Source organism: Streptomyces sp. NPDC101393 (genome assembly GCF_044767385.1).
Lineage (GTDB): Bacteria > Actinomycetota > Actinomycetes > Streptomycetales > Streptomycetaceae > Streptomyces.
Genome location: NZ_JBIWNU010000009.1, coordinates 61838 through 76121, shown reverse-complemented (window position 1 = coordinate 76121; position 14284 = coordinate 61838). Strand labels below are relative to the sequence as shown.

Here is a 14284-nt window from a genome sequence, read left to right as displayed (position 1 = left end):
ACCATGCCATGGATCGGACTTGCGGTGTGGTGTACGGACGGTACGGGCGAAGCGACTCAGCGCCGGACGAAAAACTTTCGCGCCGGACCGGGGACCTCGGCAATTCCCGGTGATTCCGGGCACGTTGTGCGGCGCCTTCGGCCAGGTCAGCGGCCGGCGGTCCGGCGCCGGTGGCGGGCCACCCGCTCCCGGTTGCCGCAGACCTCGCTGGAGCACCAACGGCGGCGCCGGCCGCGCGAGGTGTCCAGGTAGAGCAGCGAGCAGCTCTCGCCCTCGCACTGGCGCAGCCGGCCGCGCGCCACGGCGTCGGTCAGCAGCCCGACGGCGTCCCGGGCCACCACGGCCAGCAGCCCGGCGCAGTCCGGCGGGGCGGGGAGGGCACGGGCGAGGGTGCCGTCCGTCGCCCGTACGGCCCTGACCGCGGGCGGGGCGGCGGCCTCGGCGATACCGTTGAGCAGCGCCAGGTCGGCATCGCCCGCCCGGCCCCGGAGTTCGTCGTGCAGCACACGGCGCAGCAGCTCCCGCAGCGCGCGGAAGCGGGCGACCCAGCGGCTGTCGACGCCCTCCAGCGGGCCGCTGTGCGGCACGACCCCCGCGCCGACCAGCCAGGTCGTCAAGTGCTCCGGTCCGGCGAGGCGTTCGGCAGGGGGGTCGCCGGTCGTGGCCACGAGGTCCAGGCAGATCCGCCCGCAGTCGAATCGCAGGTCGTGAGGCGACGCCATGTGCCTGTCACTCCTTAGGGAACCGACGCGTGTGCTCCCAGGGTGCCCGGCACGGGGGCCCGCCGGAACCCTCGGGCAGGCCCCGGGGCAGCACCCGCCCGCCCGCCGCCCTCGCCAGTCAACACTCGCAGTAGACACGCCGCGTATACCTCTGATGTATAGTCCGCGAACAGTCCACGCGGGGCGGCTCCGGCTCGGCCCGCCGCGCCTCTGCCCCTCCGCCGGCCACTCCAGGACGAAGGTCACCATGCCCGCAAAATCGCTGCTCAGGAACCGCGCCAGCCTGACCCACAAGATCGGTTACGCGGTCCGGAACCCCGCCCGCATCCCCCCGTACGTCAAGCGCACCGCACGGGACGCCTGGCTGCGCCTCAAGCATCCGAACCACGTCGACTACTACCGCGCGGTGATGGCGTCCGACGCCGGCCGCAACCCGGAGGCCGCGGTCGGCAGCCAAAGCCATGAACGCTGGCTGGCGCTGGGCGAGATGCAGTTCGACTACCTGTCCGAGCACGGCCTCAAGCCGGGCCACCGGATGCTCGACATCGGCTGCGGCAACCTCCGCGCCGGCTGGCGCTTCATCGCCTACCTGGACAGCGGCAATTACTACGGCATCGACATCTCACCGGACATCCTGATATCCGCCAAGCAGACCCTGGCGACCTACGAACTCCAGGAAAAACTGCCGCACTTGACGATCACCCACGACCTCACGCTGGACTTCCTCCCGGACGCCCACTTCGACGTGGTGCACGCGCACAGCGTCTTCTCGCACTCACCGATCGGCGTCATCGACGAATGCCTCGCACACGTCGGCCGGATCCTGGCGCCCGGCGGCTTCTTCGACTTCACCTTCGACCGCACCGAGGGCGCCGAACACCAGGTGCTGCGCGAGGACTTCTACTACCGCACCGAGACGCTGCTGAAGCTGGCCCGCAAACACGGCCTGGAGGCGCGCTTCATGGACGACTGGGAGACCCGCAAACACGGCCAGTCGAAGATCCGGGTCAACAATCCGGGCGCATAAGGGAAGTGCGCGCGCGGGGCACCGCGCCGCCCCGCCGCCGGTTCACTCCCCGCCGTACTTGTCCGTGTCCGCATGCGGGTCGAGCGACAGCCGGTAGCCGCGCTTGACGACCGTCTGGATCAGCTTGGGGGCGCCCAGCGCCACCCGCAGCCGGGCCATCGCCGTCTCCACCGCGTGCTCGTCCCGCCCCGCGCCCGGCAGCGCCCGCAGCAGGTCCGCCCGGGAGACCACCCAGCCGGGGCGGCGGGCCAGCGCCCGCAGCAGCGCCATCCCGGCCGGCGGCACCGGCCGCAGGGCACCGTTCACCACGACGGCGTGCCCGCGGATCTCCACCCGGTGCCCGGCGACCGGCAACGACTCGACCCGGCCCGGGAGTTCGCGGCACAGCACCTGCACCAGCGGCCCCAGCCGGAACCGCTCGGGCTGCAGCGTCGGAATGTCCAGGGCCTGCAGCGGCAGCGCGGTGACCGGCCCCACGCACACCGTCAGCACCTCGTGCCGCAGCGCCGCCAGCACCTCCTCGCGGATGCCCCGCTCCTCGGCCCGGCGCAGCAGCGACGCGGCGGCAGGGGCGCTGGTGAAGGTCACCGCGTCCAGGCCGCCGCCGGTCAGCGCGTCCAGCAGCCGGTCGACGGGCCCGATGTCCTCCGGCGGCATCCAGCGGTAGACGGGCACCCCGACGACCTCCGCGCCACCGGCCCGCAGCGCCTCGACGAAGCCCGGCAGCGGCTCCCCGTGCAGTTGCAGCGCGATCCGGCGCCCGGAGACGCCCTCTTCCAGCAGCCGGTCCAGCACCTCGGCCATCGACTCGGACGCCGGTGACCACTTCTCGGTCAGCCCCGCTGCCCGGATCGCCCCGCGCACCTTCGGCCCGCGCGCCAGCAGCTCCACCCCGGCCAGCCGCCCGAGCAGCGCCTCACCCAGCCCCCACCCCTCGGCGGCCTCGATCCAGCCGCGGAACCCGATGGCGGTGGTCGCGACAACGACGTCCGGCGCACTGTCGACCAGGTCCTGGGTCACCGCCAGCAGCTCGGTGTCGTCGGGCAGCGGGACGATGCGCAGCGCGGGCGCGTGCTGGACCTGCGCACCGCGCCGCTCCAGCAGCGTGCCCAGCTCCTGCGCGCGACGCGCCGCGGTCACTCCGACGGTGAACCCGTCGAGCGGCCGCACGTCAGGGGCCTCCGGCTCCTGCGGCGCGCCCTGCTCCGACTGCGACTGCTGCTGTGACTGCTGCTGATCGTGCATGGTCGTCCCGCTCCGCCCAGAGTGGTGTGGTGCATGGTGCTGCCGGCTCGGGCCGCCGCGGCTCCGGCGGTCCGAGGTACCGAGCCTGTCAACAGCACGTGACAGGCACGGTCACCCCATATTTCCCCATGGTTACGGAACCCCCGCACCGACCCGGCCCTTCGCCCCCCGTCCGTGGGCCGGCCGCCCCGCCCGCGCGCCTCACACCTGCGCGTACACCGGCCTCCGGTCCTCCTCCCCCGCGTCCGCGCCGCTCGCCAAGGCCGCGGCGGCCGGCCCGCGCCCGGCACCCCGCAGGTATACGAACCAGGTCACGACGCCGCACACCGCGTAGAAGGCCAGGAACGACACGAACGCCGGAGTGCCCGACCCCGCCGTCTCGAACGCCTGCCGGAAGGCGAGGTTGATGGCGAGCCCGCCGAGCGCGCCCACCGCCCCGATCAGCCCCATCGCGGCCCCCGACAGCCGTCGCCCGTAGGCCGCGGCCGCCTCGCCCGCCAGCCCTCGGCGTACAGCCTGTGCCTGGAAGATCCCGGGGATCATCTTGTAGGTGGAGCCGTTGCCGAGCCCCGTCAGCACGAACAGCGCGATGAACCCGACGAGGAAGACGGGCAGCGACCGCTGCGCCGACGCGTAGATCACCACACCGGTCGCCGCCCCCATCGCCACGAAGTTCCCCAGCGTGATCCGCGCCCCGCCGTACCGGTCCGCCAGCCGCCCGCCGACGGGCCGTACCAGCGACCCCAGCAGCGGCCCGATGAAGGTCAGCGAGGCCGCCTGCAGCGGTGTGCGCGCGAACTGGTTCTGCAGCACCAGGCCGAAGGCGAAGCTGTAGCCGATGAACGACCCGAACGTGCCGACGTACAGCAGCGACATCACCCAGGTGTGCCGCTCCCGCGCCGCGTCCTTGGCCGCGCCGGTGTCGTTCGTCACCGGCCGCAGGTTGTCCATGAACAGCGCCGCACAGAGGGCCGCGATCACGATCAGCGGCACATAGACGGCGAGCACGATCCGCGGCTGCGCGGCCCCCGCCGTCCCGATCACCAGCAGCCCGAGCAGCTGGATCACCGGCACCCCGATGTTCCCGCCGCCTGCGTTCAGCCCCAGCGCCCAGCCCTTCTTCCGCAGCGGATAGAAGGAGTTGATGTTGGTCATCGACGAGGCGAAGTTGCCGCCCCCGACCCCGGTCAGCGCCGCCGCCACCAGGAACGTCGTGTACGACGTCCCCGGCGTCATCACCACCGCAGCGGCCACCGTCGGCACCAGCAGCAGCAGCGCGCTGAACACCGTCCAGTTACGCCCCCCGAACCGCGCCACCGCGAAGGTGTACGGCACCCGGAGCACGGCCCCCACCAGCGTCGGCATCGCCACCAGGAAGAACTTCCCGGCCGGATCGACCCCGTACTCGGGCCCCATGAACAGCACCATCACCGACCACAGGCTCCAGATGGAGAACCCGATGTGTTCGGACAGCACCGAGAACGCCAGATTCCGCCGCGCGATCCGCTCCCCCGACGCCGCCCAGAACTCCGCGTCCTCCGGATCCCACCGCTCGATCCACCGCCCCCCGGCCCGCCTCCGCGCCCCCGCCCCCGCCTCTGCCTCTGTCTCTGCTGCTGCTTTCGTGCTGCCGCTCTCGTCCGTCATCGCGCCTCCCAGCCGTCGGTCCTCCCACCCGAAGCTAGGGACGGCGGGTTTCCACCCGGTGCCGCCCGGTGACGCCGACGAAACCTTGCTCTCACGGGGGGCGGTGGGCGGTGGTGAGCACCTCCGCGAACTCGCACCACACCACCTTTCCCGACGACCGCTCCGCCACCCCCCACTTGTCCGGCAGCGCCTCCACCAGCAGCAACCCGCGCCCGCCCTCGTCACTGTCGGCCGGCATCCGTACGCCGGGCCACTCGTCACCGCTGTCGTGCACCTCCACCCGTAACGCCCCGCCCGCGAGCGGCCACACGGACAACCGGAACCCGCGCCCCGGCGGAACCCCGTGCCGCACGGCGTTCGTCGCCAGCTCGCTCACACACAGCAACACCTCGTCGGCCCGCCGAATGACCGACTTCACGTGGTTCAAGTCCAGCTACAGCGGCGATACCACCGTCCACGCCCGCGACTCCAAGGACCCCGAGGGCCCGCACCTCGGCCTGTGCCCCGCCGCGTGGGCCGCCTTCACCGCGTACGCCGCCGAGCAGGCGCCGGCTACGGCCTGGCCACCCCCATCGCACGGGCATCCTCCGGCGGCAGCCACGATCCCGCCGGAGCCGCCAACCAGCCGTCCTCGTCGGCGAGTTCCCGGGCGAGCGCCCGCAACGCGTCCAGGCCCGGATGGCGCAGGCCCCGCCGCCACACCATCGCCACCGGCGACAGCGGTACGGGATCCACCAGGGGCCGCAGCACCATGCCCGGCACGTCGATGAACTCCACGCTCGCCAGCACCGACCACCCCCGCTTGCGCACCACGCGGACGAATTCCCGCGAGCCCTCGATCTCCGGGAACGGTTCGGCGACCGCGATACCGCGCCCGGCGAAGAGGCGTTCCGCCAGGTCCGTCCATTCGGCGGTCTGCGGGTTTCCGGCACCCGCGTAAAGCGTCTCGCCGGCCAGGTCAGCGAGCTGGACGCTGGGCCCGGCGGCCAGCGGATGGTCCTCGGGCAGCAGCACGGCCATCGGCTCCAGGCGTACCGGCTGATGGTCCAGCCCGGCCCGTGCGGCGGCCGGCAGCCCGGCGATCCGGCCGAACGACACATCGAGCCGCCCGGCCGCCAACTCCCCTGCCGCGCCGGTCAGTCCGCTGTGGAAGCGGGCCACCAGCTCACAGCTCTCCGGCACCCGTTCGCGGGCCTCCTCCAGCACCCGGTGCGCGGTGCCGATCGGCACGCCGACATCGACCAGCAGCGGCCGCTCGGGGGCGGCCCGGAAGGCGGCGGTCAGCTCGTCCTGGGCGTCCAGCACCCGCCGCGCGTACGGCAGCAGCCGGGCGCCGTCGGGGGTCAGCGTGACCTGGCGGGTGGTGCGTACGAACAGGTCGGTGCCCAACTCCCGCTCCAGACGGCGGATATCGCGGCTCAGCGCCTGCTGGGCGACGTACAGCCGGGCAGCGGCGCGGGTGAAGTGGAGTTCGTCCGCGACGGCGGTGAACGCGCGCAGCAGGCGGGGCTCGATGTCGTACGGCACCGGCCCATCCTGCCGAGCCGCTCCCGGCATTGACAACCACGGTGCGTGAATCGTCGCCGAGCAGGTGTTGGACGGCCCGCCGGGCCGCACGCGACCGTGAAGGCGTGATCCTCTTCCTCGCCGCCCGGCCCGTGACCGCCCGTCCCCGCTTCCCCCGCCGCGCCCCCGCCCGTCCCGCAATCACCCGCTACGGCCGCCTCTTCGCCGTCCCGGGGACCCGCGCGTTCACCGCCGCCAACCTGTTGGCCCGGCTGCCCATGGGCATGCTCAGCATCAGCGCGGTGCTGATGATCGCCGGGTCGCGCGGCTCGTACGCGCTGGCCGGAGCGGTCACCGCGACCGGCCTCGCCGCCACGGCGCTGGCCGGGCCGTGGACCGCCCGGCTCATCGACCGCCACGGCCAGGCCCGGATCGCCGTCCCTGCCACCGTGCTCGCCGCCCTCGGCTCGCTCGCCCTGCTCTTCTGCATCCACTACGACGCGCCCGACTGGACCCTCTTCGCCGCATACGCCGCGACCGCCACCACCCCCAACACCGGCGGCATGTCCCGCGCCCGCTGGGCGCACCTCTTGCGCGCCGACCCGGCCGCGCTGCACACCGCCAACTCCTTCGAGCAGGCGGTGGACGAACTCTGCTTCCTGCTCGGCCCGGTGCTCGCGACCCTGCTGTGCACCACGCTCTTCCCGGAGGCCGGCACGGCCGTGGCCGCGGCCCTGCTGCTGAGCGGCGTCCTGCTCTTCGCGGCACAACGCCGCACCGAACCCCCGGTGGCACCCCGCACCCCCGGCAGCCGGAACCGCTCCCCCCTCCGCATCCCCCGCGTCCCGCCCCTCCTGGCCACCTTCCTGTGCACCGGCGCGGTCTTCGGGTCGCTGGAAGTGGTCACGATCGCCTTCGCGGACGGGCACGGCGTACGGGCCGCGGCCGGCGGGATGCTCGCCCTCCAGGCGGCGGGCTCCTGCGCGGCGGGCCTGCTCTACGGCCTGCTGCCGCCCGCCCGCCGCGTCGGCGCCCGCTTCCCGGCCTGCGTCGCCGCGATGGCCGCTCTGATGCTGCTGCCGCTGCTCGCCGCCGCCACGGGGAGCCCGGCGGTCCTGGCCGCCGCCCTCCTCCTGGCCGGTATGGCGACGGCACCGACCATGGTCACCGGCATGGGCCTCATCCAGGCCCGGACCCCGCCCCGTCAACTGAACGAGGGGATGACGCTCGCGGTGACCGCCCTGCTGGCCGGTATCGCGGCGGGATCGGCGGCGGGCGGCTGGGCGGCGGAGCACCTGACCGGTCCCGGGACCGGCTACGTCATCCCCGCGGCCGCCGCCACGCTCGCCTGCGCCGTCACCTGGAGCACCTCAACACCCCGCCGCCTCACCCCCGTTGGCTGAGGGCTCCCCTTCAGCCGCCCAGCCCCCACCCCCGCCCGACCTCATACGCGGCACACAGATTCACGTCGAGCACATACGCGCCGGCCCGGCCGCACTGCGCGGCGCCCGTCCCGGGATCCACCGGCTGCCCGTGCCCCATCCCCGTGATCGCATACGTCTCGACGACCGGCGCCCCGCCCGCGTCCCGGTACACGGCATGCGGATATCCCCCCACCGTGTCGTTCACGTCCGCCGTGCCGTCCGCCCCGTGAACATGCGTCCACTGCTCCACGAGATCCGCCGCGTTGACCGGCTTCACGGTCGTGTCCGCCGTCCCCTGCACCACCGTCAACGTCGGCCAGGGGCCGCCGTATCCCGGATCCGCCGCCCGGACCCGGTCCCCCCACTGCGCCGGCGACTGAGACGCCCCGACGTACATGCACACATACGGCGACCCGGCAGCCTGTGCGCACCCGTACGGCAATCCGGCCACCACCCCGCCGCCGGCGAAACTCTCCGGATAGGCGGCCATCATCACCGTCGTCATTCCGCCGCCGGCCGACAGCCCGGTGACATAGACCTTCGACGCCCCGCTGTCCGTCCGCTGCCGCTCCACCATCTGCGCGATGGACGCCGCCTCCCCCGATCCCCTGCGGATATCGCCCGGCTCGAACCAGTTGAAGCAGGAATTCGCATTGTTCGCCGCGGTCTGCCCCGGCAGCACCACCGAGAACCCCCAGCGGTCGGCCAGCTCGATCCACCCGCTGTCCCGCCCGTAATCCGCCGCATTCTGCGTACACCCGTGCATCGCCACCACCACGGGCCGCCCCTGCGGCAATCCGTCCGGCACATACCGGTACATCCGCAGCGCCCCCGGATTCGACCCGAACCCGGTCACCTCCTGCACCACCCCGGCGGCCGCCGCCCGGCCCGTGCCCCCGGGCGCCACCACCCCCGCCAGCAACCCGCCCAGCACCGCCAGCACCGCACCCGCACGCCGACCCCCACGCCATCCGGCCATCCGCCTCACCACTCCCGCTCTCTCCAAAGCCCATCAGGCACTTGCCTGCCGAGGGACGCTAGAGAAGCCGCGGGGTCGCGGACATGTGGCGGGTGCCCACAACGGAGGCCTCCGGGATGTCAGGGGTGCCCGAAGCACTCGGGAACGACTCAGGCCCCGTACGTCCTGTCGGACATACGGGGCCTGGGCCTCACATGGGAATTGTGGAGATGGCGGGAATCGAACCCGCGTCCAACGGTGCAAAATCAGGGCTTCTCCGAGTGCAGTTCGCTGCGATTTTCTCGGCCCCGGAGATCACGCGAACAAGTCTCCGACGGGCTCAGCCACTGTTTGATTTCCTCCTAGGCCCCGTGACCGGGTCTAGAAGTTTAGTTCCCTAGCTGATGCCAGGATCCGGGTCGGGAACAGCCCCGGGCTGACACTTCGCAAGTCGCTACTTAGGCAGCGAGGGCGAAGGAATCGCGCTTGGTATTGGCGATTATTGTTTGCGACATATGGTTAACGAGATCATTGCCGCTTCCTCGACTCGCTTCCCCTGCTTCAACATCCGCTGTCGAAACCGATCATCCCCATGTTGATTTTTCAATGTGGTGCTGTGCACCCCGTGAGGTGCGGCGTGCACCCCGTGAGGTGCAGTGCCATCGTACGGGAACAACCGACCACGGGGCCAGCGTATTCCCTGGCAGCGGCGCGCGCCGGTCAGCCCTGGGCGCGCTGACGCTTGCGGGCCGCCGAGATCGCACGGTCCGTCTCGCGGCGGTCCTGCTGCTCGCGGAGGGTCTGCCGCTTGTCGTATTCCTTCTTGCCCTTGGCCAGCGCGATCTCGACCTTGGCGCGGCCGTCCTTGAAGTAGAGCGCCAGCGGCACGATGGTGTGCCCGGACTCCTGGCTCTTGGACTCCAGCTTGTCGATCTCGACGCGGTGCATCAGCAGCTTCCGCTTACGGCGCGCGCTGTGGTTCGTCCAGGTGCCCTGGGTGTACTCGGGTACGTGCACGTTGTGCAGCCAGGCCTCGTGCCCGTCGATCTGCACAAAGCCGTCGGCCAGCGACGCCTTGCCCTGCCGCAGCGACTTCACCTCGGTGCCCCAGAGCACCAGGCCGCACTCGTACGTGTCCAGAATGTGGTAGTCGTGCCGCGCCTTTTTGTTCTGCGCGATGAGCTTGCGCCCCGTCTCTTTAGCCATAGTGCGGCCATTTTCGCACTACGACCCACCCCCGAGGCCACTCAATACTGTGCGGGCCCGTTTCTCCGCGCCGTGCTCGGCGCTCAGGTCGGGCGTGATGCCGTGGCCGTCGACGGCCCGGCCGGACGGGGTGCGGTAGTGCCCGACGGTCAGCTCCGCGACCGAGCCGTCCGGCAGCTCGCTGGGCATCTGCACCGAGCCCTTGCCGAAGGTCGGCGAGCCGACGACGACCGCCCGGCCCCGGTCCTGGAGCGCGCCGGCCAGCAGCTCGCCCGCACTCATCGTGCCGCCGTCCACGAGGACGACCAGCGGGATGCGGGTGTTGCCGCCCCGCTCGGCGTACAGCGCCCGCTGCTTGCCGCGTACGTCATAGGTGGCGACCAGGCCGCCGTCCAGGAAGGCGGAGGCGCCGGTGACGGCCTCGGTGACCAGGCCGCCGGTGTTGCCCCGCAGATCGAGCAGCAGACCGCCGTGCGGTGACGCCTCGCGCACCGCCTCGCGGACCTCGTCGCCGGTGCCCTTCGTGAACGCCGACACCTTGATCCGGGTGACGCCGTCGGCACCGGCCGGCCGGTCCGTGGTGACGTTCTGGGTTCTGAGTCGGGTGCGGTGCAAGGTCACGCCCCAGTGGCGGGTGCCGCGCTGGAGGTCCAGCTCGACGGGCGTGCCGGCGCCCGCCGCCGGGCCGCGGGCACGGTCCCGGGAGGCGCCGCGCAGCCGGGAGACGATCTCGGTGACCGGCCTGCCGCGGACGGCCCGGCCGTCGACGGCGTGCAGCCGGTCGCCGATGGCGATACCGGCGCGGGCGGCGGGGCTGCCCGGCTGGATGCGGGAGACCTCGATGCGGCCGCCGGACGCCTGGCGTACCCACAGGCCGACGCCGACGTAGCCGCCGTCCAACTGCTGCTGGAAATCGTCGAACTCGCCGGGGGTGTAGATCGTCGACCAGCGGTCGCCGCTGCGGCTGACGACCTCGGCGGCCGCCTGCGAACCGGATTTGCCGTCCTCGATGGCCTGGGACGCGGCCCGCTCGACGGCCTCGCGGTCCGCGGTCCGTCCGGAATCGGCGGATCCGGCGGCGAATCCGTCATTGGGGTGTGCGGGGTGGTGGTGTGCGGCGGCGCCCTCGGCCCGGTCGCTCCAGGCACCGGTGGCCGCACCGGTGCCGAGCAGACTCGCGAAGACCAACGTCAGGACCGCCCCGCGGCGAATGCGGCGGGGCCGGTCGTACGCACACGGGCCCGACATGGCGGTGAGTCTAGGCGACAAAAGGGCGCCGTACGGCGAGTTGGCCGTACGACGCCCCTTGGCAAAGCTCACACCTTGAGGTACTTGCGCAACGCGAAGAACGCGGCGAGCGCGGGCATCAGCAGCCCGATCAGCAGGACCAGCGGAAGCACCGCGGCCACCGAGTCCCAGCCGATGAAGTTGATCACCTGGATCTTCTCCGCCAGCCAGTTGTTGATCAGGATGTACTTGCCGCCGACGATCAGCACACACGCGAAGGCGGCGCCGAGCAGTCCCGCGATGGCCGCCTCCAGGATGAACGGCATCTGGATGTAGAAGCTGGACGCTCCCACCAGGCGCATGATCCCGGTCTCCCGCCTTCGGCTGAACGCCGACACCCGCACGGTGTTGACGATCAGCATCAGCGCAACGACAAGCATCAGCCCCATCACGCACAGGGCGGCGATATTCATCCCGTTGAGGAGATTGAACAGGGGTTCCACGGTGTCCCGTTGGTCCTGCACCTCCTGGACGCCCGGCCGCTCGGAGAACGCCGACTTGATGACCCGGAACTTCGTCGGGTCCTTCAGCTTCACCCGGAACGACTCCGGGAGCTGGTCGGGCGTGACCAGCCCGGCGACGGGAGTGTCACCGAACTGCTCCTTGTAGTGCTTGTACGCCTGGTCACTGGACTCGTAGGTCACCGGCTTCTGCACGATCGGCAGCCGGTTGAGCTCGGCCTTTATCTCGCTCTTCTGCTGCTCGGTGGCCGCGCCCTTGGCGCAGTTCGTACCGGATCCGGCGTCGTTCTTGTTGCAGAAGAAGATGGAGACGTTGACCTTGTCGTACCAGTAGCCCTTCATCGTGCTGACCTGGTCACGCATCAGCAGCGACGCGCCGAACAGGCCCAGCGAGAGGGCTACGGAGACGATGACGGCGAAGGTCATCGTGAGGTTACGGCGGAGACCGACGCCGATCTCCGACAAGACGAACTGGGCGCGCATGGCGTCCTTTCAGTGCTGGTAGCCGTACACGCCGCGCGACTGGTCGCGTACGAGCCGGCCCTTCTCTAGTTCCATGACCCGCTTGCGCATCTGGTCGACGATCTGCTGATCGTGCGTCGCCATGACCACTGTCGTACCGGTCCTGTTGATCCGGTCCAGCAGTTTCATGATGCCGACCGAGGTCTGCGGGTCGAGGTTGCCGGTGGGCTCGTCCGCGATGAGCAGCATCGGGCGGTTGACGAAGGCCCGCGCGATCGCGACGCGCTGCTGCTCTCCGCCGGAGAGCTCACCCGGCATGCGGTCCTCTTTGCCGCCGAGGCCGACGAGTTCGAGGACCTCGGGAACCGTCTTGCGGATCTGGCCGCGCGGCTTGCCGATGACTTCGAGCGCGAAGGCGACGTTCTGCCCCACCGTCTTGTTGGGGAGCAGCCGGAAGTCCTGGAAGACCGTGCCCACCTGGCGCCGCATCTGCGGCACCTTCCAGTTGGACAGCTTCGCGAGGTCCTTCCCCAGTACGTGCACGGCGCCATGGCTGGCGCGCTCCTCGCGCAGGAGCAGGCGCAGGAAGGTGGACTTACCGGAGCCCGAGGAGCCCACCAGGAAGACGAACTCACCGCGCTCGATTTCGAGCGAGACGTCCCTGAGTGCAGGGCGGTTCTGCTTCGGGTAGGTCTTGGAGACGTTGTCGAATCGGATCACTGATGCACCACGGTCGACCTGGGTAGGGGCACGGGTTGCCGAGTTGCGGCTCCCGTCGGTGTGCGTGACCATACGCGAACCTCACGCGGCGGCGCAGTCGGCGACCTCGGTTGGTGCGTTTATTCACGGCACCTACGGGACAAAAGGAGCACAATCCCGCGGGGCGCGCCGTTCCGCCGTGAAGCTGGCACAGTGGTAGAGGGAACCAATGCGCCTTCCGGTGCGTTGGCGCAGTGGAGAAGGAGGTCGCATGACGTACGACCGATTGGTGTGCGCCAACTGCGCGGCCCCTGTGAGCGAGGGCCGCTGCCCTGTATGCCGGGCCAGCAGAGAACGGCTCCAGCGGCACGAAGGCAATATCTTCGCCCAGCTCAACCCCGTGATGCTGGTGGCCCTGCTGATCGTGCTGATCGCGGTCGGGCTGCTGCTCCACCAGGTCGCCTAGGCCGGCGAAATCACCCTCGTGCAGATTGACCGGATTTAGCCGTCTCACCCAGTGTGACGTTGCGCGTACTTTCCGCGCACACTCCGTATGCGTTCCGCCACTTGATCTTCCGTATCGCGGCCTCGCGCGAGGTGTGCATCGCGGCCTCGCGCGAGGTGTGCACAGACACCGAGGGGCCCGGGACGCCATTTCCGCGTCCCGGGCCCCTCGTCGTGTGAAGCGTCAGCGTCAGGCCGCTGCCGCGCCGCCACCGTTCTTGTTGATCAGACGCGGCAGCAGACGGAAGCCGATACCGCCCGCGATCATCGTCGCCGCGCCGACGAGCAGGAAGGTGGTGCCGTCGGCACCGGTCTCCGCCAGCTCGCCACCCTTCGCCTGCTGCTTGGCCTGGCCGGGCGTGTCAGCGATCTGCTCCTTGCCCTGGCCCGGCTGCTCGACGGGCTTGCTGCCCTCGTTGTCCGTGCCGGTGCCGGTGCTGTCGCCACCGGTGGTGTCGTCGCCGCCAGTGGTGTCACCGCCGGTCGTGTCACCACCCGTGGTGTCGCCGCCAGTGGTGTCACCGCCGGTGGTGTCACCGCCGGTGGTGTCACCGCCGGTCGTGTCGCCACCCGTGGTCTCGCCGCCGGTGGTGTCACCGCCGGTGGTCTCGCCGCCGGTGGTCTCGCCACCCGTGGTGTCACCGCCGGTGGTCTCGCCGCCAGTGGTGTCGCCACCGATCTCGCCGCCGGTCGTCTCGCCACCGGTGGTGTCGCCGCCGATCTCGCCGCCGACCTGACCGACGGTCTCGCCGCCGTCACTGCCACCGATCTCGCCGCCGGTGGTGCCGCCGTCGGAGGAGTCCCCGCCGTCGGTGCCACCGAAGATCCCGCCGATGATGCCGCCGATGATGCCGCCGCCACCATCCTGGTTCGGGCCGTCGGCCGGAGCCGCGGAGGCCACACCGGCAGCCGTGAGCGACGCACCGGCCGCAATCACCGCACCGGCAGCGATGCGCGCTACGCGCAGCCGTGTCTTCTTCGTCATGTGCCTGCTACCCCCAGTAGCTGAGCTTGTCAATGGAGCATCTCTGTACGGGGCGACGGCCGATGGGGGTACGCGAGTCACAGCCCCGCTCTCGGCGGACAGGCCACTCATCTCCCCGTTCACACACGCGCCCCAGACATACGCATGCCGC

At 71.2% G+C, this 14284-nt stretch carries 14 protein-coding genes, 1 other RNA gene and 1 pseudogene; 4 read left to right on the top strand and 12 right to left on the bottom strand.

The features are described from left to right. Positions 1-146 precede the first annotated feature (146 nt). Positions 147-722: a CGNR zinc finger domain-containing protein gene (locus ACIRQ7_RS27445; protein WP_404265347.1), complete on the bottom strand. Its 576-nt coding sequence runs from the start codon at positions 720-722 to the stop codon at positions 147-149. 247 nt (positions 723-969) lie between these two features. Here ACIRQ7_RS27445 and ACIRQ7_RS27440 point away from each other — a divergent pair, with 247 nt between their 5' ends. Beyond that, positions 970-1749 carry a class I SAM-dependent methyltransferase gene (locus ACIRQ7_RS27440; RefSeq protein WP_404265346.1) on the top strand — a complete coding sequence of 260 codons (780 nt, stop codon included), beginning with the start codon at positions 970-972 and terminating at the stop codon, positions 1747-1749. 42 nt (positions 1750-1791) lie between these two features. Here ACIRQ7_RS27440 and ACIRQ7_RS27435 read toward each other — a convergent pair whose 3' ends face one another. The 3 genes from ACIRQ7_RS27435 to ACIRQ7_RS27425 form a co-directional block, all read right to left on the bottom strand. Next, on the bottom strand, positions 1792-2994 hold the full coding sequence (locus ACIRQ7_RS27435) for a uroporphyrinogen-III synthase (protein ID WP_404265345.1): 1203 nt from the start codon (positions 2992-2994) through the stop codon (positions 1792-1794). A 201-nt stretch (positions 2995-3195) separates the two neighbouring features. Beyond that, positions 3196-4641, bottom strand: coding sequence for a nitrate/nitrite transporter (locus tag ACIRQ7_RS27430; RefSeq protein WP_404265344.1), 1446 nt, complete (start codon positions 4639-4641; stop codon positions 3196-3198). A 91-nt stretch (positions 4642-4732) separates the two neighbouring features. Further along, a complete protein-coding gene (locus ACIRQ7_RS27425) occupies positions 4733-5074 on the bottom strand; it encodes an ATP-binding protein (RefSeq protein WP_404265621.1) in 342 nt (113 codons plus the stop codon). On the opposite strand from ACIRQ7_RS27425, the pseudogene ACIRQ7_RS27420 reads away from it, so the two are divergent. Then, positions 5046-5120: pseudogene (locus ACIRQ7_RS27420) on the top strand (DUF397 domain-containing protein); the annotation flags it as partial. The gene ACIRQ7_RS27425 and the pseudogene ACIRQ7_RS27420 sit on opposite strands and share 29 nt — an antisense overlap. Before the next feature lie 73 nt (positions 5121-5193). Here the strand turns inward: ACIRQ7_RS27420 and ACIRQ7_RS27415 are convergent. Further along, positions 5194-6168, bottom strand: coding sequence for a LysR family transcriptional regulator (locus ACIRQ7_RS27415; protein ID WP_404265343.1), 975 nt, complete (start codon positions 6166-6168; stop codon positions 5194-5196). A gap of 104 nt (positions 6169-6272) precedes the next feature. On the opposite strand from ACIRQ7_RS27415, the gene ACIRQ7_RS27410 reads away from it, so the two are divergent. Continuing rightward, complete coding sequence (locus ACIRQ7_RS27410; protein ID WP_404265342.1) at positions 6273-7550, top strand: MFS transporter; 1278 nt, start codon at positions 6273-6275, stop codon at positions 7548-7550. 10 nt (positions 7551-7560) lie between these two features. On the opposite strand, the gene ACIRQ7_RS27405 is transcribed toward ACIRQ7_RS27410, so the two are convergent. From ACIRQ7_RS27405 to ftsE, 6 genes are all read right to left on the bottom strand, one after another. Beyond that, entirely contained in the window at positions 7561-8550 is a 990-nt protein-coding gene (locus tag ACIRQ7_RS27405; protein ID WP_404265341.1) for an alpha/beta hydrolase family esterase, read from the bottom strand. 201 nt (positions 8551-8751) lie between these two features. Next, positions 8752-9121: a transfer-messenger RNA gene (gene ssrA, locus ACIRQ7_RS27400) on the bottom strand. A 128-nt stretch (positions 9122-9249) separates the two neighbouring features. Further along, positions 9250-9735 carry an SsrA-binding protein SmpB gene (gene smpB, locus ACIRQ7_RS27395; protein WP_404265340.1) on the bottom strand — a complete coding sequence of 162 codons (486 nt, stop codon included), beginning with the start codon at positions 9733-9735 and terminating at the stop codon, positions 9250-9252. Positions 9736-9753: 18 nt separating this feature from the next. Continuing rightward, positions 9754-10983, bottom strand: a complete 1230-nt coding sequence (locus ACIRQ7_RS27390; protein WP_404265339.1) for a S41 family peptidase — start codon at positions 10981-10983, stop codon at positions 9754-9756. Between the two features lie 68 nt (positions 10984-11051). Continuing rightward, positions 11052-11966: a permease-like cell division protein FtsX gene (gene ftsX, locus ACIRQ7_RS27385; protein WP_401469423.1), complete on the bottom strand. Its 915-nt coding sequence runs from the start codon at positions 11964-11966 to the stop codon at positions 11052-11054. 9 nt (positions 11967-11975) lie between these two features. After that, the gene (gene ftsE / locus ACIRQ7_RS27380; RefSeq protein WP_030069385.1) at positions 11976-12665 is read right to left on the bottom strand and encodes a cell division ATP-binding protein FtsE; all 690 of its coding nucleotides are present in this window, start codon (positions 12663-12665) and stop codon (positions 11976-11978) included. Positions 12666-12915: 250 nt separating this feature from the next. Here ftsE and ACIRQ7_RS27375 point away from each other — a divergent pair, with 250 nt between their 5' ends. Beyond that, positions 12916-13110 carry a hypothetical protein gene (locus ACIRQ7_RS27375; protein WP_401469419.1) on the top strand — a complete coding sequence of 65 codons (195 nt, stop codon included), beginning with the start codon at positions 12916-12918 and terminating at the stop codon, positions 13108-13110. Between the two features lie 228 nt (positions 13111-13338). On the opposite strand, the gene ACIRQ7_RS27370 is transcribed toward ACIRQ7_RS27375, so the two are convergent. Further along, positions 13339-14133, bottom strand: coding sequence for a hypothetical protein (locus ACIRQ7_RS27370; protein ID WP_404265338.1), 795 nt, complete (start codon positions 14131-14133; stop codon positions 13339-13341). Positions 14134-14284: the final 151 nt, after the last annotated feature.